The sequence below is a fragment of the Burkholderia sp. AU4i genome, from assembly GCF_000466765.1.
GTDB classification, from domain to species: Bacteria; Pseudomonadota; Gammaproteobacteria; order Burkholderiales; family Burkholderiaceae; genus Burkholderia; species Burkholderia cepacia.
In genome coordinates this window covers 21178-43102 of the sequence record NZ_ASSI01000075.1, presented here as the reverse complement: position 1 = coordinate 43102, position 21925 = coordinate 21178, and the positions used below count along the sequence as shown (strand labels likewise).

The window sequence follows — 21925 nt, the reverse complement described above, 5'->3', positions numbered from 1 at the left end:
GTTCGCCGTGTTCGCCGTGTTCGCCGGGTTCGCCGGGTTCGCCGGGTTCGCCGGGTTCGCCGGGTTCGCCGGGTTCGCCGGGTTCGCCGGGTTCGCCGGGTTCGCCGGGTTCGCCGGGTTCGCCGGGTTCCCAGGGTTCGCCGGGTTCGCGGCAATTGCCGGCTTGGTCGGCTCCGCCGACGCCTGCGGCTCGACGATCGACACCGCGTCCGGTGCCGGGCTCGCCCCGGCCGCCGCTCGCGCCGTGTCGACGCTCGTCACGACTGGCGCAGATTGCTCTGCTGTCGCGTCGCTTGCACCGGCAGCCGCCCGACGTTTGCCGCCCGACGACGCGCGACGCTCCTTCACGGCGTCGCCGGAAGATCGCCCTTCGCGGGATTTGACGGCGGCGGCAGCGACAACAGCCTTCTCGCCTTCACCGCCAGCTGCTTGCGTTTCGGTCACCTTCGGCGCCGCACCATCGGCCGCTTGCAGCCTGGTCGCCACCATCGTGACGGCGTCGGCCGCGGGCACATCGGCGGCCTTCGTTGCAACACCACCGGCCACGGCAACATCGACCGCCGTCATCGCAACACCACCGGCCAGCGGAATATCGACCGCCTTCATCGCAACCGCCCCGGACGCCGGCACGATGTCGGCATCTGCAACCTCCTCCCCTTGCGGCACCGAAACGCCATGGGCCACCGTCGCGAGTTCCGGCATCACCGCGCCCTCTACCGCTTCCGCATGTGCCGCCGCGCCCGCCCCTTCCCGCGCACCGAACCCGTCCAGCGCGGGCTGCCGCCCGGAGGCCACATCGTCCGCGATATCGGCCGCTGCATCGGCCTGCGCACCCGCTTCGTCGCGAACCGCAACCGGCGCGCGCTCGCCCGGCTCGAACACCGGATCGCCGAACAGGTCGAGCGTGCGCTCGTCCCGCGACGCGTCGGCGGCCGGCGCACTGCCGGACCGCGCCGTCGCCCTCGCGGACGTACTCCCCGCGGCAGCAGCCGAGCGCTGGCGGGAACGGGCCGATGAACGATTGGAACGGGAACGGGAGCGAGGCGAGGAAACGGATTCGGTCATGGAGATCGGATAGCGGGGCCCGCGAACACGGAACCGGATGTCGAACGGAATCGGTGGTCGGCCATTGTCGCATGCCCCGTTGCCGATTCAGCCTATTCGTCGCCCGGTAGCCCGTTGCCCTCTTCAAAACGCGTCACGCCCTTCAGCGCGCGCAGCTTGTCGCAGATCGCCTGGTATTCGAGCGCCGACACCCGCGCGAGCGCGATGCGCACCTCGTCGTGCTCGCCCGTGTCGTCGGCACGCTGCACGATGAACTGCTTCACGCGCGCACTGTCCGGGCCGAGCGCCGCGTGCAGCGAATCGAAGTTCAGCGCGCCGCTCACGACCGTCAGCGCGACCTGGCGGCGCTGCCGCACCGTGAAATAGCGCCGCTCCAGCGGCTTGATGCCGGCCAGGATGATCAGGATGATGATCGTCGCCGAAATCGACGCGACGTACAGCCCGCCCCCCACCGCAAGGCCGATCGCGGCGACTGACCACAGGCTCGCGGCGGTCGTCAGCCCGCGCACGATCTCGCCGCGCAGCAGGATCGAACCCGCGCCGAGGAAGCCGATGCCCGACACGACCTGCGCGGCGATCCGCGACGGATCGAGCACGATGTGCTCGCTGCTGCCGAGCACGTCGGCGAAACCGAATGCCGACACGATCATGATCAGCGTCGAACCGACACAGACGAGCATGTGCGTGCGCAGGCCGGCGGCCCACGACAGGCGCTCGCGCTCGAAGCCGATGACGCTGCCGAGCGCCGCCGCGAGTACGAGCCGCATCACGAGTTCCAGGTTGCTCAGCATGCGATTTATCTCCTTTTTTTGGTGCCGGCCGCGCGGAATGTTTTATCCTTGGCCCCGGCCGCGCCGATCCTCCGGGCCGCGCCGACACGTTTCGAACCCAGCGCTCAACCCCGTCATGTCCGTTTCCGACTCCGCTTCCGCCCAGGCCGCCCAGCTGCGCCACCATTTCGCGCACGTCGTCTTGCCGATCTGGCGGGGTTCAGGGTTCGACCAGACATTGCAGTTGCCGTTCGAAGCCGTCGATCCGGCCACCCACGCGCCGCTGCCCGTGACCCGTTATCGCGCAATGGCGTGCGCACGGCAACTGTTCGTGTTCGCGCAGGCCGGCGACACCGCGCACGCCGCCACGCTGTTCGACGCGCTGGGCCGGCGCTTTCGCGACACGCGCCACGGCGGCTGGATCTACAGCGTCGACGCGCAGGGCGCGCCCCTCGACACGACCAAGGATCTCTATACGCACGCATTCATCGTGTTCGCGTGTGCCGCCTGGTATGCGGCGTCGGGCGACGCCGCCGCGCGCACGACGGCCGAGGAGACCGCCGCGCTGATCCGCGACCGTTTCGCGCCGCATCCCGGCGACGCGCTGCTCGATGCGGCGCGCCACGCCGATTTCTCGTCATCCGGCAGCGGGGCGCTGCAGAATCCGCTGATGCACCTGACCGAAGCGTGGCTTGCAGCTGCCGATGCCTTCGGCGACGCGGCGTTCGACGACGCGCTCGCGCACACCGCGCAGGCCGTCGAGCGCACGTTCGTCGACGCGGCGACCGGCTGCGTGGCCGAGCTGCCGCTCGGCGCGGCAGACAACCGTTTCGAGCCCGGTCATCAGTTCGAGTGGTTCTACCTGGTCGATGCGGCCGGCGCGCGGCTCGCGCAAACGGGGCTCCCCGCTGCGCTGTCGCGTGCGTTCGGCTTTGCGGAGCAATACGGTGTCGATCCGCAGACGGGCGGCGTCTGCGCGGCGCTCGGTGCGCAAGGTGCGTGCGTCGACGGCACGCAGCGGATCTGGGCGCAGACGGAGTACCTGCGCGCGCTCGCGACGCACGGCGGCACGCCGGCCTCCGCGCCGCTCGCGCGGCAGATCGAACGCTTCGCCGCGCGCTTCCTGCATCCGCGCGGCTGGTTCGAGTGCAAGACGGCCGACGGGCAGGTGTCGCGTGCCGACATGCCGTCGACGACGCCCTACCACCTCGCGACCGCCTACGCGGCGCTGCCGGCCGGTTCGTAACCCGTCCCGGCGAACGACGCCGCCGCGCGTTCATCGCGCGCGGCACGGCCATCGCCCAGTTCGAATACCGACACGGCCTGCATCAGGTGCGCGGTCTGGTCGTTCAGCGACGCGGCCGCCGCCGCGACTTCCTCGACCAGCGCCGCGTTCTGCTGCGTGAGCTGATCCATCTGCGTGACGGCCTGGTTCACCTGCTCGATCCCGACGCTCTGCTCGACCGACGCCGAGGTGATCTCCGACATCGTCTGCACGACGCGCGTGATCGACGTCGACACCGTCCGCATCGCTTCGCCGGCGCGCTCGACGAGCTCCGCGCCGCCGTTGATCTGCGCGACCGAATCCTCGATCAGCGCCTTGATCTCCTTCGCCGATTGCGCGCTGCGCTGCGCGAGCGAGCGCACTTCGCCCGCGACGACCGCGAAGCCGCGGCCCTGTTCGCCGGCCCGCGCGGCTTCCACGGCCGCGTTCAGCGCCAGGATGTTGGTCTGGAACGCGATGCCGTCGATCACCGAGATGATCTCCGCGATCCGCCCCGAGCTCTGCGCGATGCCGCGCATCCGGTCGATCACGCTGTCGACCACGCCGCCGCCGTGGCTCGTCGCCTCGAGCGCCGCATCGGCCAGCGCGCTCGCCGCGCGTGCGCTGTCGGTGTTCTGACGGACGGTTGCCGTCAGCTCCTCCATGCTCGCGGCCGTTTCCTCGAGCGACGCGGCCTGGGTGCCGGTGCGCGCCGACAGGTCGGCGTTGCCGCCCGCGATCTCGCCCGCGCCCAGGTGGATCGCATCGGATGCCTGGCGCACCGTGCGCACGGTGCCCGCGATGCTCGTCTGCATCGTCGCGAGGCCGCGCAGCATCCGGTCGATCTCGAACACGCCGTCTGCCCGCACGACTTCATCGAGCCGGCCCTGCGCGATCCGCTCGAAATGGCGGCCGGCTTCTTCCAGCGGCGCGACGACCGCGCGCCGCGCGGCCGCGTAGATCGCCGCGCTCGCCACGAGCATCGCCACCAGCAGCACGATGCCGACCGACTTGAACCACAGCATGCCGCCGTCGATCGTATCGAGCGCCGAGCGGCTCGATGTGCCGCCGTAGTCGGTGAAGCGGCGCAGCTCGGCGATATAGGCGTCCTGGATGCTCTGCGTCGGCTGGTCGAGGAATGCCTGGATGTTGTCGGCGTCGAGGAACTGCACGAGTTCGCCCAGCGCGCCGCGCAGCGCGCGATAGCGCTCGGTGAGCGCCGCGACGCGCGCGCGGTTGGTCTCGTCAACCGGCTGCACGGCCGTCAGCGCGGCGAACGCCTTGTCGGCTTCCGCGAGCGAAGCGCCGGCATGGCGGATGATGTCGTCCGGCTTCGGGCCGCCGCGCACCATCCGCGTGCCGGCGCGCGACAGGTTGATGCGCGCGTCGAGCAGCTGCTGGGTGGCCTGGCTCGCCGCGCCGACCTGTGTGATCGCGACGTTCGACAGGTCGTCGACGCCGCTGCGCGTCGACGTGAGCGCCCAGAAGCCGAGCGCCTCGATCGCGAACAGGAAAAGGCAGAACACGGTCAACACGCCGAGCAGACCCGACGCGAGCTTGATTTTTCCGAACATGGGGGAGATTCCTGGAAAGCGGACGATGAGGCAATGCCCCGGCATTAGCGGCATTTCTTCGTCGGACTTTAGGACCGGGAGACGGCAAAGTTCACGTTGCTCGTGCATTCCCGCGGAATCGCCGGCAAACCGGGGGATCTTCGATATTCGACGCAATAATCGCGTCGCATCGCGCCGGAATTTGCACGAAATGCGGACGAATTTCCTTGCTTATCCGCAGCCCCCTTCCTAGAGTTCAGCGCAAGCGGGCACTCATTGCGAAGGAAGTTCGATGACCGACATCACGGATCACGCGCGCGGCGCATTGCGCGCGCAACCGTTCAGCATGCTGCTGGGCACGGAGCTGATGCATATCGGCGACAACGAAGTGTCGCTGTGCCTGCCCGTGCGCGACGAACTGCGGCAGCAACACGGGTTCGTGCACGGCGGCGTCGTCAGCTACCTGGCGGACAACGCGCTGACGTTCGCCGGCGCGCTCGTGCTGGGCCCGCGCGTGATTACGGCCGAATACAAGATCAACTACCTGCGGCCGGCCGTGAACGGCACGCTCGTCGCGCGCGCGAAGCTCGTGTACGCGGGCCGGCACCAGGCGACCTGCCAGTGTCACGTGTTCGTCATCGACGGCGATCACGAACGGCTCGTCGCGATCGCGCAAGGCACGATCAACCGCGTCGGCGACGGGAAGATGCCAGATGCGCCGGAAGAGACGGCCTGACGGGCGGCACCGGCCGGTTCGACGAGACAAGCCGCGAAACGCCGAGGCCACAGCGCGTGTCGCACGGGCATTTCATCGCGGCGAGACAGACCGCATCGCGTTCGCGACGCCACATCGCGACCACCCGCACGACGACCTCCGCCTCGCGCACGTCGTACACGAGGCAATAGCGGACACTGCGCAGCCCGATCTTGTCGCGGTCCAGTTGACCGCGCGGCCTGGCCGAAGGAATGCGAGGATTTTCGAGCCGTTCGGCAAGTCGCGCCTCGAACCGATCGCGAACGGTGCGGTCGAGCTTCTTCCACGCCTTCAACGCAGGTTCGAGCAACGCGAACTCAAAGGTCAACCAGCTTGACCTTGACGATGTTCCCGTTGGCGCGCGAATCGACGAGCGCGTTGTCTTCGATATCCTCGAGACGTTCGACCATCGCCTCCCATGTCTTCGCCGGGATGCAGTAAAACGCCGGTTCGTTGTGGTTCAGGATCGCGACCGGGAAGCCCTCGCCCGCCGCCACGGTTCCCATCGGGTTCCGCTTCAGCTCCGAAACGCTCGCCGTCACGCTGGCCAGAATGGTGTGAGGCATGTCCGCTCCTGATTCGATCGAAATTTCGCCAGACCTTATTCGGTACCCGATTTGGCTCCGTCCTGAATGCCCTCGAGATAACGCCGGGTTTGCTCCCTCACCGCGCGCTTCGACGCGCTACTCGGCCTCATCCCCCGCCAGCGGCAAAAACCGCGGCGCCACCCGCGCGCGCACGTTGCCGTTCTCGTCCGTTCGATAGATCCCGCGTGCGACGTTATGCGGATGCGCGACCGCGTCGGCCACGCTCAGCACCGGCGCGAAACACACGTCGGTGCCTTCGAGCAGCGCGCGCCAGTACGCGGACGGCTGCTGCGCGAACACGTCGGCGAAACGCGCCTTCAGCGCAGGCCAGCGTGCGCGGTCGTACTGCGACGCCGGATCGACGTCGGTCAGCCCGAGCCGTTCGACCAGCAACGCGTAGAACGGGGGCTCGAGCGCGCCGATCGTCACGCACTCGCCGTCCGCGCAGCGATACACGTCGTAGAACGGCGCATCGTGGAACAGGCTCGGCTGCGCGCCGTCGAGCTGCCCGTTCGCGCGCGCCCACAGCGCGAGCGAACCGAGCATCGACACGATGTCGACGATCGCGCCGTCGACCACCCGCCCCGGCCCGCCGCCGCGCACGTCGAACAGCGCGCAGACGATCCCGAACGCGAGCCCGAGCGCGCCGCCCGCATCGCCGACGACGGTCGGCGGCAACCCAGGCCGGCCGTCGCGCGGCGCGGACAGCGACAGCAGCCCCGTCAGCGCGACGTAGTTCAGGTCGTGCCCGGCCGCGGCCGCGAGCGGGCCGTGCTGGCCCCAGCCGGTCATCCGGCCGTACACGAGCTTCGGATTGCGGCGCGCGCAATCTTCGGGCCCGAGGCCGAGCCGCTCCATCACGCCGGGCCGCAGGCCCTCGATCAGCGCATCGGCCTGCGCGATCAGGTCGAGCGCGGCCTCGCGGCCGGCCGGCGACTTCAGGTCGAGTTCGACGATCGTCTTGCCTTCGCGCAGCAGGTCGCCGTCGCGGGCCTTCAATGCGTCCGGCGCGCTCGTGCGGCCGGCCGGGCGCGCGATCAGCGTGATGCGTGCGCCCATCCCGGCAAGCATCCAGCCCGCGAGCGGGCCGGGGCCGAGACCTTCGAATTCGATGATGTGGATGCCGGAAAGCGGCGCGTTCAATGACATGACAGCCTCGCTGAAATGCAGTCGGGACAAGAGCGGCGAAACCGCCCGATTCTATGCGAATGCCTGCGTGCGCCGGCCTCGTCCGGCTAGCCGGACGCCGCATCCGGACGCTGCGCGTCCAGCGCCTCGCGCATCGCCCGCACGATCGCGTCGCGACGCGCGCCGATCCGCTCGACGGGCCCGGCCACCCCCATGGCCAGCGGCAGGCCGTTCCAGCCGTCCGCGATCACCATCGAGATCATCGCGGCGCCCTGCGTGACCGTATGCGCCGAATAGGAATAACCGAGCCGGCGCGTCTGTTCGACCTTGTCGAGCACGACGTCCTCGTCGATCGTCCTGCCCGATTTCCCGATCCGGCGAATGCTGCGCGATACGAGCCGGCGGATCGTGCTGTCCGGCTGAAGGCTCAGCAGCGCCCAGCCGAGCCCCGACATGCAGATCTCGCGACGCGTGCCGATCGGCGCGTAGAACTGGATCGGAATCGTATGCGAGCCCTCGACCGCGTCGATGTACTGCACGTACAGGTCGCTCTGCACCGCGATCACCACCGCCTCGTGCGTGCGCAGCGCCAGCCGTTTCGCGACGGCATGCCAGTGCCGCCGGCTGCCGGCCGCCGAATCGACGAGCGCTTCGCCGAGGTTGACGAGCCGTGCGGTCGGCGCATACGCGTGGGTTGCGTCGTCGTACGAAAGATAGCCGAGCGCCTTCATGCTGGTCAGCAACGCCGCCGCGCTCGACCCCGGATACCCGCAACGCGTGGCGATCTCGCGCACGCTCAGCGGCCGCTGCAATGCGCTGAAGAGTTCCAGCACCTCGAACACGCGCGCCGCGCTCTTGACCACGTTTCCGCTCATCCCGCCCTCTCCGCTGCAACCGGGACGGGCCTTCCACATATGTGGAACGGAATTTCCCGCCGCCAACCGTCGTGACGATACTAGGCTTCGGCCCGCGGCGTGAAGCCCCGCGGCACAGAACACACGGAGACATCATGGCAGCCTTTCTGATCCGTGAACGGCAGGGCCCGATCCTGACCGTCACGATGAACCGTCCCGAAACCCGCAACGCCATTTCGGACACCGATGCGATCGACGCGCTGACCGAATGCTGCGACGACGCGAACCGCGACGAGTCGATCCGCGTGCTGGTCCTGACCGGCGCCGGCACGACGTTCTCGTCGGGCGGCAACGTGAAGGCGATGCGCGCCTTCATGGAATCGGAGTCGCACGATCCTGCCGCGATCCGGTCCAGCTACCGCCGCGGCATTCAGCGCCTTGCACGGGCGTTCCAGCAACTCGAGGTGCCGGCCATCGCGGCGGTCAACGGCCCGGCGATCGGCGCCGGCACCGACCTCGCGTGCATGTGCGACATCCGCATCGCCGCCGACCGCGCGCGCTTCGCCGAGAGCTTCATCGCCCTCGGCCTCGTGCCCGGCGACGGCGGCGCGTGGTTCCTGCCGCAGATCGTCGGCGCCGCCGTCGCCGCGGAAATGTCGTTCACGGGCGATGCACTGGACGCGCAGGCCGCGCTGCGCTGCGGGCTCGTGTCGCGTGTCGTGCCCGACGCCGACCTCCTCACGCACGCCCACGAACTGGCCGGCCGCATCGCCCGCCACTCGGGCACCGCGCTGCGCCTGACCAAGCGCCTGCTGCGCGAAAGCCGCCATGCAAGCCTCGACACGGTGCTCGACCTGTCGGCGTCGTACCAGGCGTTCGCGCACGCGACCCCGGAACATCGCGCGGCGGTCGACGCACTCTTTGCCGCACGCGGCTGAACCCCGACGCATCACGGCCGTGCAGCCGGCGCGTGCCGGTCTGCCGGCGCATCGCATCCCCATCGAAGGAGACATCGTCATGACCAGCAGTAACGAAGGCGCGCTTGCAGGCGTGCGTGTGGTGGACCTGAGCCGCGTCTATGCGGGGCCGTTCTGCGCGCAGACGCTCGCGGACCACGGCGCGGACGTCATCAAGATCGAACCGCCGCAGGGCGACGAAACGCGCGACTGGGGGCCCGCGATGCCGAACGGCCTCTCCAGCTACTACTGGGGGCTCAACCGCAACAAGCTCAATCTCGCGCTCGACCTGTCGCATCCCGACGGACGCGACGTGCTGTTCCGCCTGCTCGAGACAGCCGACGTGCTGGTCGACAACTTCAAGCAGGGCACGCTCGAACGCTGGGGCATCGGCTACGCAGACTGCCTACGCGAGCGCTTTCCGCGCCTCGTCCACTGCTCGATCTCCGGATACGGCACCGACGGCCCGCTCGCGCGGTTTCCGGGCTACGACGCCGTCGCGCAAGGCCTCGCCGGCTTCATGTCGATCAACGGCGAGCCGGGCGGCATGCCGCTCAAGGTGCCGTTTCCGGTCGTCGACTTCGCGGCCGGCATGAGCGCCGTATCGAGCGTCCTGCTTGCGCTGGTCGAACGGACGCGCTCCGGCCTCGGCCAGCACGTCGACATCGACCTGTTCAGCACGGCGCTGTCGATGCTGCATCCGGTCAGCACGAGCTGGATGGCGACGGGCGAGGTTCCCGTCGCGACCGGCAACGTGTACGGCGCGATCGCGCCGTACGGCGTCTATCCGTGCAAGGACAAGCCGGTCGCGACCGGCGCCGGCAACAATCGCACGTTTGCGCGCCTCGTCGAAGCGCTCGGCGTGCCCGAGCTGGCGCACGATCCACGGTTCGCGACCAACGCGCAGCGCGTCGCGCATCGCGATGCGCTCGACACGCTGCTCGGGCAACTGACCGCCGAACTCCGCGCCGACGAGGTCGTCGAGCGGCTGATGCAGGCCGGCGTCGCGACGGGGCCGGTGAACACCGTCGCCGACGCGTTCGGCCATCCGCAGGCGGCGCGCAACGCGATGTTCGTCGACACCGACACGTACACCGGCGCGGGCATCCCCGCCAAGCTTTCCCGTACGCCCGGATCGATACGCCGGCCGCCGCAGCCGTTCGCCGCCGATACCGACGCCGTGCTCGACGCGTTCGGTATCGACGCGGCCCGTCGGGATGCGTTGCGGCGGGCGGGCGTGCTCCACGACACGCGCGCGAATGCTGCCGGGAGCGCGTCATGACCACGCCGGGCGCATTTTCCTCGCTGACGGGCGACGACGCCCCGTCGATCCTGCGCAACGACCACGACGGCATCGCGTGGCTGACGATCCATCGCCCGCACGTCGCCAACGCGCTGTCCGCCGACGCGATCCGGCGCCTGTGCGACGAACTGGTCACGCTCGACGACAACCCGGCGATACGCGCGATCGTGATCCGGGGTGCCGGCGAACGGGCCTTCAGCGCCGGGATCGACCTCGGCGATCCCGAAATACGCGGGATGCGGCCGATGCGCGGGCTCGCCCGCAACGTGCACGAGCTGATCCTGGAACTGCGCAAGCCGACCATCGCGGCCATCAACGGCTTCGCCGTCGGCGGCGGCTTTGAAATCGCGCTCGCGTGCGACCTGCGGATCGCCGCCGATCACGCGACCTTCGCGCTGCCCGAGGCGCGCGTCGGGATGGGCGCGAACTTCGCGAGCGTGCTGCTGCCGAGCCTGCTGCCGCGCGCGATCGCGATGGAGCTGCTGTTCACGGGCCGCCGCTTCGACGCGGACGAGGCGCAGCGCATCGGCTTGCTGAACCGCGTCGTCCCCGCCGCCGCACTCGACGACACCGTGCGCGAACTGGCGCAGACGATCTCCGAAAACGCGCCGCTCACGATCCGCCGCATCAAGGAAACCGCGACACGCAGCCAGGGGCTGCCGGTGGCCGCCGCGCTGCGGCTGGACGTCGGCCCCGACGTCTACGCGAGCGAGGACCGGATCGAGGGCGCCCGCGCGTTTCTCGAGAAACGCAAGCCGGCATTCAAGGGGCGCTGAACCGACGCGAACGGCAGCACCCCGCGCGCAACCGCTCCCAGAACGCGGGCGCGCCACAACAAGACATGGAACGGAGACACCTTCATGCAACGGAAAGCATTCCTGATCGGCGCGTGCGTGCTGAGCGCCACGCCGGCGCACGCATCGTCGGTCACGCTGTACGGGATCGTCGACAGCTACGTCGAATTCGACCGCATCGGCAGCCTGTCGAGCCTGCGGCAAAGCGGCGGCGGATCGTCGACGAGCCGCGTCGGACTGACGGGCGTCGAGGATCTCGGCGGCGGCACGTCGACGAAGTTCGTGCTGGAAAGCGGCTTCTCGCCGGCCGACGGATCGTTCCAGGGCGGCACGCTGTTTTACCGGCAGGCCTACGTATCGCTGCAGAACACGCGCTACGGCGACCTTCGGCTCGGCCGCCAATACACGCCCGCGTTCTACATCGTGTACGACGGCGATCCGTTCGGGCTCAACGAACGGCTGTCGCCGCTCGCGCTGCTCGCGACGTCGACGGACACGATCACGAGCAACACGACGCCGCCGATTCCGCGCTTCAACCAGGCGGCGTCGTATCTGAGCCCCGACTGGAACGGCCTGCGCGTGATGGCCACGTACGGCTTTCCGACGCCCAACGCGCTGTCCACGCAGGCCGGGCGCAACTACGGCGCCGGGCTCCAGTACCGGGTCGGCGGGCTCTATCTCGGCGCCGGCTTCCAGGGCGACACGTCGGCCGGCAACCTGGCGCCCGTCGTCTCGCCGTCGACGACGCGCCACTACGTGTTCGCGGCCAACTACGCGTTCGCGCGCGTCAAGCTGTACGCCGCGTTCCTGTACGGCGTCGGCACGGCGCCGCACCTGCCGGCGTTCTCGACCGCGAGCGCCGGCGCGTCGATCAACGTCGGCGCGCTCGATCGCGTGCTCGTCTCGGTCGTGCGTCGCGACGTGAAAGGCTCGGCGAACGACGCGACCGCGCTCGGCGTCGGCTACGACCATCCGCTGTCGAAGCGCACGTCGCTCTATGCCCGCTATCTGTACGTGAAGAACGGCGGCGACGCCCGCAACACGGTCGTCGTCGGCCTGCAGCCGCAACCGGGCGGCACCGGGCAGGTGTTCGCGCTCGGCATCGCCCACCGCTTCTGACGGAGTGCCCATGACCCCGACCCTTTCCACTCACGCGGCCGCCGCCGGCGATCGCGCGACGCAGGCGCTCTACCGCCGGATCTCGCGCCGGCTGCTGCCGTTCCTGATCCTCTGCTACACGCTGTCGTTCATCGACCGGATCAACATCGGTTTCGCGCACGCGCAAATGGCCGCCGAACTGCACTTCTCCGACGCCGTCTACGGGCTCGGCGCGGGCATCTTCTTCATCGGCTACATGGCGTTCGAGATTCCGAGCAACGCGCTGCTGGCGCGGATCGGCGCACGCAAGACGATTGCCCGGATCATGGTGCTGTGGGGGCTCGGCTCGGCCGCGACGATGTTCGTCACGACACCCGCGCAGTTCTACGCGTGCCGCTTCCTGCTCGGCGTGTTCGAGGCCGGCTTCTTCCCCGGCATCCTGTTCCATCTCGGCGCGTGGTATCCGCCGCGGCAGCGCGCGAAGGCGTTCGCGTTGTTCATGACCGCGCTGTACCTCGCCGGGCTGATCGCCGGCCCCGTGTCGGGCGCCATCCTCTCGTTCTTCGACGGCGCCGCCGGCCTGAGCGGCTGGCAGTGGCTGTTCCTCGTCGAAGGGCTGCCGAGCAGCGTGCTCGGCCTCGTCGCGCTGCGCTTTCTCGACGACCGGCCGGACGACGCGCGCTGGCTGTCGGACGCCGACAAGGCCGCGCTGCGCGCCGCGCACGCGCACGCCGAAGCCGGCACGCCGGACGCGAACGCGGCACGGCCGCTGCTTGCGCACCGCGATTTCTGGCTGTTGTGCGCGGCCAATTTCGCGATCGCGGCCGCCGGCTACGCACTCGTGTTCTGGATGCCCGTGATCCTGCATCGCGGCGGCCTGCATGGCGCGATGCGGATCGGGGTGCTGTCCGCGCTGCCCTACCTGTGCGGCATCGTCGGCATGCTCGCGATGGGCTGGCGCACCGAGCGGCGGCGCGAATGGCGCGGGCACGGCGCAGTGGCGATGCTCGCATGCGCGGCCGCGCTCGCCGGGCTGGCAAGCACCACCGGCACTTCGCACCTGATGATCGCGCTCTGCGTCGCGGTCGCCACGCACGCCGCGGCGCTGCCCGCGTTCTGGGTGCTGCCGGGGCTCGCGCTGCCGAAGCGCTCGATGGCGGTCGCGATCGCGGCGATCACGATGTCCGGCGCGATCGGCGGGTTCGCGAGCCCGTTCCTGATGGGCGTGCTCAACACGGCCACCGGGTCGATGCGCGGCGGCCTCTATTTCAACGCCGCGCTGCTCGCGGCCGGCGCCGTCGCCTTGCTCGGCACGCTGCGCACCCGCGCGGTGTCGCGCACGAACGCCGGCTGACGGCATCGACCTCCCTTTACCCACCCTCATCGACTCCCATGAATTTCGACCTTGAACTCGAACACCGGATGATCCGCGACCTCGTCGCACGTTTCGTGCAGGACGAGCTGATCCCGCTCGAAGCAGCGGTCATGGCCCGCGAGGCCGATGGCCAGCGCTTCGGGCTGCTCGACGAAGAACGCGCACATCTCGACGAGCGTTCCCGGCAACTCGGCCTGTGGGGCCTCGACGCGCCGCTCGACGCCGGCGGCTCGGACCTGCCGGCCGTCGCGATGGTCGGCGTCAACGAAGCGATCGGCACGACCGTGACGCCGTACATCCTGCCGCCCGATTCGCCGAACCTGCGGATGCTGTGCGACGTGGCCGACGACGCGCAGCGCGCGCGTTATCTCGACCCGTACGCACGCGGCATCACGCGTGCCGCGATGGCGATCTCCGAGCCGGGCGCCGGCTCGGACCCGGGCGCGCTGTCGACGACGGCCGTGCGCGACGGTGACAGCTGGGTGCTGAACGGACGGAAGATCTGGATCAGCCACGCGCCCGAAGCCGACTGGACGATCGTGATGGCGCTCACCGATCGAAGCAAGGGCAAGCGCGGCGGCATGTCGGCGTTCATCGTCGATCGCGGCACGCCCGGTTTCATCATCGAACGGCGGATCCCGATGATCGGCGGGCTGTCGACCTACGAAATCGTGCTGGACGACTGCCGCATTCCCGCCGCGCAACTGCTGGGCCAGGAAGGTGCCGGCTTCGCGCCGATGCAGGCACGGCTCGCGAACCGACGTCTGGAGATGGCCGCATGGTGCATCGGCCGCGCCGAGCGCGCGGTCGCGATGCTGTGCGACCATGCGAAACAGCGCAAGACCTTCGGCGTGCCGCTCGCGGAACGCCAGGCGATCCAGTGGTGGGTCGCCGACGCGCTCACGCAGATCCACGCATGCCGCCTCATGACCTACGAAGCGGCCGCGCGCGTGGATGCCGGGCAGGATGCACGCACGCAGATCTCGATGGTCAAGGTGTTCGCCACCGAAATGGCGTCGAGCGTCATCGATCATGCGATGCAGGCGCTCGGCGCGATGGGCATGACGAAGGAAATGCCGTTGCAGCAGATGGCCAGCGAAGCGCGGCTGATGCGCATCTTCGAAGGCCCGACCGAGGTGCACCGTTGGGTCATCGCGCGCAGCGTGCTCTGACCGCCGTGCACCGCCCACCTTCACGATGGAGCCATGCGTTGGACACCCTGCATCTCGTCGACCCTGAAATCCGCCCGCTGCTCGAGACCTGGCCGACCGTCACGCTCGGCATCGACAACCTCGCGCAGTCGCGCGAACGCGTGCTGCCGCTGCCGCCGCCCGACCTGGCAGGCAGCACGCTCGAACGCCGCACGGTGCCCGGCCCCGCCGGTGCGCCGGACGTGCCGGTTCTCGTCTACCTGCCCGACCATCACGTGCGGCCACTTCCGGCGATCGTTCACCTGCACGGCGGCGGCTTCGTGCGCGGCAAGGCGAAGGATCTCGAGGCGGTGCACCGGTCGCTCGTGACGCAACTCGGCTGCGCGCTGATCTCGGTCGACTACCGGCTCGCGCCGGAAACCGCGTTTCCCGGCGCGATCGAGGATTGCTACGCGGCGCTCGCATGGGTCTTCCGCCACGCCGATACGCTCGGCATCGATGCGTCGCGGATCGGCGTGGCGGGCGAGAGCGCGGGCGGCGGACTCGCCGCGTCGCTGGCGCTGCTGGCCCGCGACCGCGGCGAATACCGGCTCGCGTTCCAGCATCTGATCTACCCGATGCTCGACGATCGCACCTGCACGCGCACGCCGCACCCGCATGCCGGCGAGTTCGTCTGGCACGCGGCCAACAACCGGTTCGGCTGGACCTCGCTGCTCGGTCACGCGCCGGGCATCGACGGCGTGTCGCCCTACGCGGCCGCCGCGCGCGCCACGCGGCTCGACGGCCTGCCGCCCGCGTTCCTTTCGGTCGGCTCGCTCGACCTGTTCCTCGACGAAAACCTCGACTATGCGCAGCGCCTGCTCCGCGCGGGCGTGCCGACCGAACTGCACGTGCTGCCCGGCGGCGTGCACGGTTTCGACATCGTGCCCGGCGCGCGCATCGCCGAAACGGCGCGCCGCCTGAGCCACGACGCACTGCGCCGCTTCCTGCACGGCTGACGAAAACGACGCGGGCGGCCGAAGCCGCCCGCATCTGCGCCGATACCACCGGCAACGATCAGAACGCGTCGCCCGGCACCCGCACCCAGCCTTCCATCAACACGCGCGCGCTGCGGCTCATGATCGCCTTGGTGACGGTCCACTCGCCGTTCTCCTGCTGCTGCGCTTCCGCGCCGACGCGCAGCGTGCCCGACGGATGCCCGAAGCGCACCGCGTTACGTTCGCCGCCGCCCGCCGCCAGGTTGACGAGCGTGCCGGGGATCGCCGCGGCCGTGCCGATCGCAACCGCCGCCGTGCCCATCATCGCGTGGTGCAGCTTGCCCATCGACATCGCGCGCACCAGCAGGTCGACGTCACCCGCGTTCACGTGCTTGCCGCTCGACGCGACGTAATCGGCCGGCTTCGCGACGAACGCGATCTTCGGCGTGTGCTGCCGCGTCGCGATTTCATCGAGCGTGTCGATCAGGCCCATGCGCAGCGCGCCGTGCGCGCGGATCGTCTCGAACTTCTCGAGCGCCTTCGCATCGCCGTTGATCGCGTCCTGCAGCTCGGTGCCCGTATAGCCGATCGCTTCCGCGTCGACGAAGATCGTCGGGATGCCCGCGTTGATCATCGTCGCCTTCAGTGTGCCGACACCCGGCACCGCGAGATCGTCGACAAGATTGCCGGTCGGGAACATCGACCCGCCCGCGCCCTCCTCCTCGGCGGCCGGGTCCATGAATTCGAGCTGCACTTCGGCGGCCGGGAACGTGACGCCGTCCAGCTCGAAGTCGCCCGTCTCCTGCACCGCGCCGTTCACGATCGGCACGTGCGCCACGATCGTCTTGCCGATGTTCGCCTGCCAGATCCGCACGGTCGCGACGCCGTCGCGCGGCACGCGCGACGGATCGACGAGCCCGCCGCTGATCGCGAACGGGCCGACGGCCGCCGACAGGTTGCCGCAGTTGCCGGTCCAGTCGACGAACGCGCGGTCGATCGCGACCTGCCCGAACAGGTAGTCGACGTCGTGGCCGGGCCGCGTGCTCTTCGACACGATCACGGTCTTGCTGGTGGACGACGTCGCGCCGCCCATCCCGTCGATCTGCTTGCCGTACGGATCGGGGCTGCCGATCACGCGCAGCAGCAGCGCGTCGCGCGCGGCGCCCGGCGCCTGCGCGGCATCCGGCAGGTCCTGCAGCCTGAAGAACACACCCTTGCTGGTGCCGCCGCGGATATAGGTCGCGGGAATCCTGATTTGAGGAATGTGAGCCATGTTTGCGTTATCCCTGTGTGCGCCGGTCAGGCTGCCTGCGACGATTCGAGGAAGTCCTGCGCGAAACGCTGCAGCACGCCGCCCGCCTCGTAGATCGACACTTCCTCCGCCGTATCGAGCCGGCACGTCATCGGCACCTCGACGCGCTCGCCGTTCTTGCGGTGAATCACGAGCGTCAGGTCGGCGCGCGGCGTGCGCTCGCCGATCACGTCGAAGGTTTCGGTGCCGTCGATGCCGAGCGTCGTCCGGTTCGTGCCCGGCTTGAACTCGAGCGGCAGCACGCCCATCCCGATCAGGTTCGTGCGGTGGATCCGCTCGAAGCCTTCGGCGGCGATCGCCTCGACGCCCGCGAGCCGCACGCCCTTCGCGGCCCAGTCGCGCGACGAGCCCTGGCCGTAGTCGGCGCCGGCCACGACGATCAGCGGCTGCTTGCGATTCATGTACGTCTCGATCGCTTCCCACATCCGCATGACCTTGCCTTCCGGCTCGACGCGCGCGAGCGAACCCTTCTTCACCGCGCCGTCGACCACCGCCATCTCGTTGATCAGCGTCGGGTTCGCGAAGGTCGCGCGCTGGGCGGTCAGGTGGTCTCCCCGGTGCGTCGCGTACGAGTTGAAGTCTTCTTCCGGCAGGCCCATCTTCGCGAGGTATTCGCCGGCCGCGCTGTCCAGCAGGATCGCGTTCGACGGCGACAGGTGGTCGGTCGTGATGTTGTCGCCGAGCACCGCGAGCGGGCGCATGCCCTGCAGCGTGCGTTCGCCGGCCAGCGCGCCTTCCCAGTACGGCGGGCGGCGGATGTACGTGCTCTGCGGGCGCCAGTCGTACAGCGGCGCCGCGCGCTCGCCCGCATCGGCGCTGCGCGCGAACATCGGCTCGTAGACCTTGCGGAACTGCTCGGGCTTCACGCTCGACGCGACGATCGCGTCGATCTCCTCGTCGGTCGGCCAGATGTCCTTCAGCGTGACGGGCTTGCCGTCCTGATCGTGGCCGAGCACGTCCTTCTCGATGTCGAAGCGGATCGTGCCGGCGATCGCATACGCGACGACGAGCGGCGGCGACGCGAGGAACGCCTGCTTCGCATACGGGTGGATGCGGCCGTCGAAGTTGCGGTTGCCGGACAACACGGCCGTCGCGTACAGGTCGCGATCGACGATCTCCTGCTGGATCTTCGGGTCGAGCGCACCCGACATCCCGTTGCAGGTCGTGCACGCGAACGCGACGATGCCGAAGCCGAGCTTCTCGAGTTCGGGCAGCAGGTTCGCTTCTTCCAGGTACAGCTCGACCGCCTTCGAGCCGGGCGCGAGCGAGCTCTTCACCCACGGCTTGCGCGTGAGGCCGCGCGCATTCGCGTTGCGCGCGAGCAGGGCCGCCGCAATCACGTTGCGCGGGTTGCTGGTGTTCGTGCAGCTCGTGATCGCGGCGATGATCACCGCGCCGTCGGGCATCTCGCCTGCCTTCTCTTCCCACTGGCCGGCGATCCCGCGCGCGGCGAGGTCGGACGTCGGCAGCCGCTTGTGCGGGTTCGACGGGCCGGCCATGTTGCGCACGACGCTCGACAGGTCGAACGTCAGCGTGCGTTCGTATTGCGCGTTCGCGAGCGTATCGGCCCACAGGCCCGCCGCCTTCGCGTAGGTCTCGACGAGCTTCACCTGCTCGTCGCTGCGGCCGGTGAGGCGCAGGTAGTCGGTCGTCTGGCCGTCGATGAAGAACATCGCGGCCGTCGCGCCGTACTCGGGCGCCATGTTCGAGATCGTCGCGCGATCGCCGAGCGTGAGGCTCGCCGCGCCTTCGCCACGGAATTCCAGATACGCGCCGACCACCTTTTCCTTGCGCAGGAACTCGGTCAGCGCGAGCACGATGTCGGTCGCTGTGATGCCGGGCTGGCGCTTGCCGGTCAGCTCGACGCCGACGATGTCGGGCAGGCGCATCCACGACGCGCGGCCCAGCATCACGTTCTCCGCTTCGAGCCCGCCGACGCCGATCGCGATCACGCCGAGCGCGTCGACGTGCGGCGTGTGGCTGTCGGTGCCGACGCAGGTGTCCGGGTACGCGACGCCGTCCTGCGCCTGGATCACCGGCGACATCTTCTCGAGGTTGATCTGGTGCATGATGCCGTTGCCCGGCGGGATCACGTCGACGTTCTCGAACGCCTTCTTCGTCCACTCGATGAAGTGGAAGCGATCCTCGTTGCGGCGATCCTCGATCGCGCGGTTCTTCGCGAACGCGTCCGGATCGAAGCCGCCGCACTCGACGGCGAGCGAGTGGTCGACGATCAGCTGCACGGGCACGACCGGGTTCACCTTCGCCGGGTCGCCGCCGCCATCGGCGATCGCGTCGCGCAGGCCCGCGAGGTCGACGAGCGCCGTCTGCCCGAGGATGTCGTGGCACACGACCCGCGCCGGGAACCACGGGAAATCGCGTTCGCGCTTGCGCTCGATGATCTGCTTCAGCGAATCGGCGAGGATCGCCGGATCGCAACGGCGCACGAGGTTTTCGGCGAGCACGCGCGACGTGTACGGCAGCGTGTCGTAGGCGCCGGGCGCGATCGCGTCGACCGCGGCGCGCGCGTCGAAATAGTCCAGCGACGTGCCGGGCAGGGGTTTGCGGTTGGCGGTATTCATGATGTGGGGCGGAATTCGGGGTAAGACGTTCCGCGCGCGCCGGCAGCCCGCATCACGGGCGCCGGCGCGCGCGGCGGGCGTTTCAGCGCTTCTCGATCGGCACGAACTGCAGGTCTTCCGGACCGGTGTAGTTCGCGCTCGGGCGGATGATCTTGTTGTCGATGCGCTGCTCGATGATGTGCGCGCTCCAGCCCGACGTGCGCGAAATCACGAACAGCGGCGTGAACATCGCGGTCGGCACGCCCATCATGTGATACGACACCGCGCTGAACCAGTCGAGGTTCGGGAACATCTTCTTCGCTTCCCACATCACCGATTCGAGGCGCTCGGCGATGTTGTACAGCTTCAGGTCGCCCGCTTCCTTCGACAGCTTGTGCGCGACGCCCTTGATCACCTTGTTGCGCGGATCGGAGATCGTGTAGACCGGGTGGCCGAAGCCGATCACGACTTCCTTGTTCTCGACGCGGCGGCGGATGTCGGCTTCGGCGTCGTCCGGCGAGCTGTAGCGGCTCTGGATTTCATACGCGACTTCGTTCGCGCCGCCGTGCTTCGGCCCGCGCAGCGCGCCGATCGCGCCGGTGATCGCCGAGTAGATGTCCGAGCCCGTGCCCGCGATCACGCGGCCGGTGAACGTCGACGCGTTGAATTCGTGCTCCGCGTACAGGATCAGCGACGTGTGCATCGCCTCGACCCACGACTTCGACGGCGTCTTGCCGTGCAGCAGGTGCAGGAAGTGGCCGCCGATCGAGTCGTCGTCGGTTTCCGTCTCGATGCGCTTGCCGTTATGCGAGAAGTGATACCAGTACAGCAGCATCGAACCGAGCGATGCCATCAGGCGGTCGGCGATGTCGCGCGCGCCCGGCAGGTTGTGGTCGTCCTTCTCCGGCAGCACGGTGCCGAGCACCGACACGCCCGTGCGCATCACGTCCATCGGGTGCGCGGACGCCGGGATCTGCTCGAGCGCGGCCTTCAGCGCGTTCGGCAGGCCGCGCAGCGCGCGCAGCTTGGTCTTGTACGCGGCCAGTTCGGTCAGGTTCGGCAGCGTGCCGTGAACGAGCAGGTGCGCGATTTCCTCGAATTCGCACGACTCGGCGACGTCGAGAATGTCGTAGCCGCGATAGTGCAGGTCGTTGCCGGTCTTGCCGACCGTGCACAGCGCCGTGTTGCCGGCCGTCACGCCCGACAGCGCCACCGACTTCTTCGGCTTGAATGCGCCTGCGGCGGCCGGTGCTGCTGCGTCTTTCGTCTCGCTCATCTTTCCGTTCTCCAATATGTATCGGGGGTGTCATGTCCGCCGGGCGCGGCACAGGTGCGCGCGGCCCGGTTTCATGCAAGTCGTTCCGGGAATCGTGCCCGGCACGCGGGCCGCGTTACTTCTTGCCCTGCGCGAACAGCTCGTCGAGCTTGCGCTCGTATTCGTGATAACCGAGGAAGTCGTACAGCTCGGCGCGCGTCTGCATGGTCGGCACGGCCGCCTTCTGCGTGCCGTCGCGACGCACCGTCTCGTAGAAATTCAGCGCGGCCTTGTTCATCGCGCGATACGCGCCGCAGCAGTACAGCGCGATGTCGACGTTCGCCTCGCGCAGTTCGTCGGTGGTGAAGAACGGCGTCGAACCGAACTCGGTCAGGTTCGCGAGGATCGGCACCTTCACGGCCGCCTTGAAGCGGCGATAGTCGTCGAGCGTCTTCATCGCTTCCGGGAAGATCATGTCCGCGCCGGCTTCGACGTAAGCCACCGCGCGCTCGATCGCCGAGTCGATCCCTTCGGCCGCGGCCGCGTCGGTGCGCGCCATGATCACGAACTGGTCGTCGGTGCGGGCATCGACCGCGGCCTTGATGCGGTCGGCCATTTCGTCGGTCGGCACGACTTCCTTGCCCGGACGGTGGCCGCAGCGCTTCTGGCCGACCTGGTCTTCCATGTGCACGGCCGCGACGCCGGCCTTGATGAACGAGCGCACCGTGCGCGCGATGTTGAACGCGCCGCCCCAGCCCGTATCGATGTCGACCAGCAGCGGCAGGTCGGTCGCGTTGGTGATCCGGTTCGCGTCGATCAGCACGTCTTCCATCGTGCTGATGCCGAGGTCGGGGATCCCGAGCGAGTTCGCGGCGACGCCGCCACCCGACAGGTACACGGCCTTGAAGCCGACGGCCTGCGCCATCTTGGCCGCGTACGCGGTGATCGCGCCGACCACCTGCAGCGGCTGCTCGGCCGCGACTGCCGCGCGGAATTTCGCGCCGGCGCTCTGAAGATGCGTGTTGCTCATGAACGGCCTCCTGATGGAATGCCTGATAACAGCAAGGACCGGGCCAGCTCGCGGAATGTCGCTAACCCACTGATTCTTAAGCAACCGGCACGGGCGATGCGGCACCCGGCGATTTCAATTCAGCAATTTCAAGTTTCA

General features: G+C 69.1%; 20 protein-coding genes. 9 read left to right on the top strand and 11 right to left on the bottom strand.

Going from position 1 to position 21925, the window contains the following annotated elements:
* Both L810_RS48700 and L810_RS17800 read right to left on the bottom strand, forming a co-directional pair.
* The coding region (locus L810_RS48700; RefSeq protein ID WP_218921735.1) for a flagellar hook-length control protein FliK at window positions 1-1065 on the bottom strand (1065 nt) is incomplete at its 3' end.
* Window positions 1066-1157: 92 nt separating this feature from the next.
* Complete coding sequence (locus tag L810_RS17800; protein WP_021159681.1) at window positions 1158-1856, bottom strand: MgtC/SapB family protein; 699 nt, start codon at window positions 1854-1856, stop codon at window positions 1158-1160.
* A 115-nt stretch (window positions 1857-1971) separates the two neighbouring features.
* Between L810_RS17800 and L810_RS17795 the strand changes: the two genes are divergently transcribed.
* Entirely contained in the window at window positions 1972-3081 is a 1110-nt protein-coding gene (locus L810_RS17795) for an AGE family epimerase/isomerase (protein ID WP_021159680.1), read from the top strand.
* Here L810_RS17795 and L810_RS17790 read toward each other — a convergent pair.
* A complete protein-coding gene (locus L810_RS17790) occupies window positions 3054-4673 on the bottom strand; it encodes a methyl-accepting chemotaxis protein (protein ID WP_021159679.1) in 1620 nt (539 codons plus the stop codon). The two genes, L810_RS17795 and L810_RS17790, sit on opposite strands and share 28 nt — an antisense overlap.
* 271 nt (window positions 4674-4944) lie before the next feature.
* On the opposite strand from L810_RS17790, the gene L810_RS17785 reads away from it, so the two are divergent.
* The gene (locus tag L810_RS17785; RefSeq protein ID WP_021159678.1) at window positions 4945-5388 is read left to right on the top strand and encodes a PaaI family thioesterase; all 444 of its coding nucleotides are present in this window, start codon (window positions 4945-4947) and stop codon (window positions 5386-5388) included.
* Here the strand turns inward: L810_RS17785 and L810_RS17780 are convergent.
* From L810_RS17780 to L810_RS17765, 4 genes are all read right to left on the bottom strand, one after another.
* Window positions 5336-5701 carry a type II toxin-antitoxin system RelE family toxin gene (locus tag L810_RS17780; RefSeq protein ID WP_373453101.1) on the bottom strand — a complete coding sequence of 122 codons (366 nt, stop codon included), beginning with the start codon at window positions 5699-5701 and terminating at the stop codon, window positions 5336-5338. The genes L810_RS17785 and L810_RS17780 overlap by 53 nt on opposite strands.
* Before the next feature lie 22 nt (window positions 5702-5723).
* Window positions 5724-5972 (bottom strand): type II toxin-antitoxin system Phd/YefM family antitoxin, encoded by a 249-nt coding sequence (locus L810_RS17775; protein ID WP_042975153.1) that lies wholly within the window; start codon window positions 5970-5972, stop codon window positions 5724-5726.
* 117 nt (window positions 5973-6089) lie between these two features.
* Window positions 6090-7142: a CaiB/BaiF CoA transferase family protein gene (locus L810_RS17770; protein ID WP_021159676.1), complete on the bottom strand. Its 1053-nt coding sequence runs from the start codon at window positions 7140-7142 to the stop codon at window positions 6090-6092.
* Window positions 7143-7228: 86 nt separating this feature from the next.
* A complete protein-coding gene (locus L810_RS17765) occupies window positions 7229-7996 on the bottom strand; it encodes an IclR family transcriptional regulator (protein WP_021159675.1) in 768 nt (255 codons plus the stop codon).
* A 134-nt stretch (window positions 7997-8130) separates the two neighbouring features.
* Here L810_RS17765 and L810_RS17760 point away from each other — a divergent pair, with 134 nt between their 5' ends.
* The 7 genes from L810_RS17760 (at window position 8131) to L810_RS17730 (ending at window position 15650) form a co-directional block, all read left to right on the top strand.
* Entirely contained in the window at window positions 8131-8913 is a 783-nt protein-coding gene (locus tag L810_RS17760) for a crotonase/enoyl-CoA hydratase family protein (RefSeq protein ID WP_021159674.1), read from the top strand.
* A gap of 79 nt (window positions 8914-8992) precedes the next feature.
* Window positions 8993-10213, top strand: a complete 1221-nt coding sequence (locus L810_RS17755) for a CaiB/BaiF CoA transferase family protein (RefSeq protein ID WP_021159673.1) — start codon at window positions 8993-8995, stop codon at window positions 10211-10213.
* Window positions 10210-11010: an enoyl-CoA hydratase/isomerase family protein gene (locus L810_RS17750; RefSeq protein ID WP_021159672.1), complete on the top strand. Its 801-nt coding sequence runs from the start codon at window positions 10210-10212 to the stop codon at window positions 11008-11010. Before L810_RS17755 ends, L810_RS17750 begins: the two co-directional genes overlap by 4 nt.
* An 84-nt stretch (window positions 11011-11094) precedes the next feature.
* Window positions 11095-12147, top strand: a complete 1053-nt coding sequence (locus L810_RS17745; RefSeq protein WP_021159671.1) for a porin — start codon at window positions 11095-11097, stop codon at window positions 12145-12147.
* Window positions 12148-12157: 10 nt separating this feature from the next.
* The gene (locus L810_RS17740; RefSeq protein ID WP_021159670.1) at window positions 12158-13480 is read left to right on the top strand and encodes an MFS transporter; all 1323 of its coding nucleotides are present in this window, start codon (window positions 12158-12160) and stop codon (window positions 13478-13480) included.
* Between the two features lie 38 nt (window positions 13481-13518).
* Window positions 13519-14673, top strand: coding sequence for an acyl-CoA dehydrogenase family protein (locus L810_RS17735; RefSeq protein WP_021159669.1), 1155 nt, complete (start codon window positions 13519-13521; stop codon window positions 14671-14673).
* A gap of 38 nt (window positions 14674-14711) precedes the next feature.
* Window positions 14712-15650 carry an alpha/beta hydrolase gene (locus L810_RS17730; RefSeq protein ID WP_021159668.1) on the top strand — a complete coding sequence of 313 codons (939 nt, stop codon included), beginning with the start codon at window positions 14712-14714 and terminating at the stop codon, window positions 15648-15650.
* Window positions 15651-15708: 58 nt separating this feature from the next.
* On the opposite strand, the gene prpF is transcribed toward L810_RS17730, so the two are convergent.
* The 4 genes from prpF to prpB form a co-directional block, all read right to left on the bottom strand.
* On the bottom strand, window positions 15709-16902 hold the full coding sequence (gene prpF, locus L810_RS17725) for a 2-methylaconitate cis-trans isomerase PrpF (protein ID WP_021159667.1): 1194 nt from the start codon (window positions 16900-16902) through the stop codon (window positions 15709-15711).
* Window positions 16903-16928: 26 nt separating this feature from the next.
* Window positions 16929-19523: a Fe/S-dependent 2-methylisocitrate dehydratase AcnD gene (gene acnD, locus L810_RS17720; RefSeq protein WP_021159666.1), complete on the bottom strand. Its 2595-nt coding sequence runs from the start codon at window positions 19521-19523 to the stop codon at window positions 16929-16931.
* An 82-nt stretch (window positions 19524-19605) separates the two neighbouring features.
* On the bottom strand, window positions 19606-20778 hold the full coding sequence (gene prpC / locus L810_RS17715) for a bifunctional 2-methylcitrate synthase/citrate synthase (RefSeq protein WP_031400290.1): 1173 nt from the start codon (window positions 20776-20778) through the stop codon (window positions 19606-19608).
* Between the two features lie 115 nt (window positions 20779-20893).
* Complete coding sequence (gene prpB, locus L810_RS17710) at window positions 20894-21787, bottom strand: methylisocitrate lyase (RefSeq protein WP_021159664.1); 894 nt, start codon at window positions 21785-21787, stop codon at window positions 20894-20896.
* Between the last annotated feature and the right edge of the window lie 138 nt (window positions 21788-21925).

Coding starts and splice junctions, on each gene's coding strand:
- L810_RS17800 (WP_021159681.1), bottom strand. CDS start 1,856: ATGCTGAGCAACCTGGAACTCGTGATGCGGCTCGTACTCGCGGCGGCG.
- L810_RS17795 (WP_021159680.1), top strand. CDS start 1,972: ATGTCCGTTTCCGACTCCGCTTCCGCCCAGGCCGCCCAGCTGCGCCAC.
- L810_RS17790 (WP_021159679.1), bottom strand. CDS start 4,673: ATGTTCGGAAAAATCAAGCTCGCGTCGGGTCTGCTCGGCGTGTTGACC.
- L810_RS17785 (WP_021159678.1), top strand. CDS start 4,945: ATGACCGACATCACGGATCACGCGCGCGGCGCATTGCGCGCGCAACCG.
- L810_RS17775 (WP_042975153.1), bottom strand. CDS start 5,972: ATGCCTCACACCATTCTGGCCAGCGTGACGGCGAGCGTTTCGGAGCTG.
- L810_RS17770 (WP_021159676.1), bottom strand. CDS start 7,142: ATGTCATTGAACGCGCCGCTTTCCGGCATCCACATCATCGAATTCGAA.
- L810_RS17765 (WP_021159675.1), bottom strand. CDS start 7,996: ATGAGCGGAAACGTGGTCAAGAGCGCGGCGCGCGTGTTCGAGGTGCTG.
- L810_RS17760 (WP_021159674.1), top strand. CDS start 8,131: ATGGCAGCCTTTCTGATCCGTGAACGGCAGGGCCCGATCCTGACCGTC.
- L810_RS17755 (WP_021159673.1), top strand. CDS start 8,993: ATGACCAGCAGTAACGAAGGCGCGCTTGCAGGCGTGCGTGTGGTGGAC.
- L810_RS17750 (WP_021159672.1), top strand. CDS start 10,210: ATGACCACGCCGGGCGCATTTTCCTCGCTGACGGGCGACGACGCCCCG.
- L810_RS17745 (WP_021159671.1), top strand. CDS start 11,095: ATGCAACGGAAAGCATTCCTGATCGGCGCGTGCGTGCTGAGCGCCACG.
- L810_RS17740 (WP_021159670.1), top strand. CDS start 12,158: ATGACCCCGACCCTTTCCACTCACGCGGCCGCCGCCGGCGATCGCGCG.
- L810_RS17735 (WP_021159669.1), top strand. CDS start 13,519: ATGAATTTCGACCTTGAACTCGAACACCGGATGATCCGCGACCTCGTC.
- prpF (WP_021159667.1), bottom strand. CDS start 16,902: ATGGCTCACATTCCTCAAATCAGGATTCCCGCGACCTATATCCGCGGC.
- acnD (WP_021159666.1), bottom strand. CDS start 19,523: ATGAATACCGCCAACCGCAAACCCCTGCCCGGCACGTCGCTGGACTAT.
- prpC (WP_031400290.1), bottom strand. CDS start 20,778: ATGAGCGAGACGAAAGACGCAGCAGCACCGGCCGCCGCAGGCGCATTC.
- prpB (WP_021159664.1), bottom strand. CDS start 21,787: ATGAGCAACACGCATCTTCAGAGCGCCGGCGCGAAATTCCGCGCGGCA.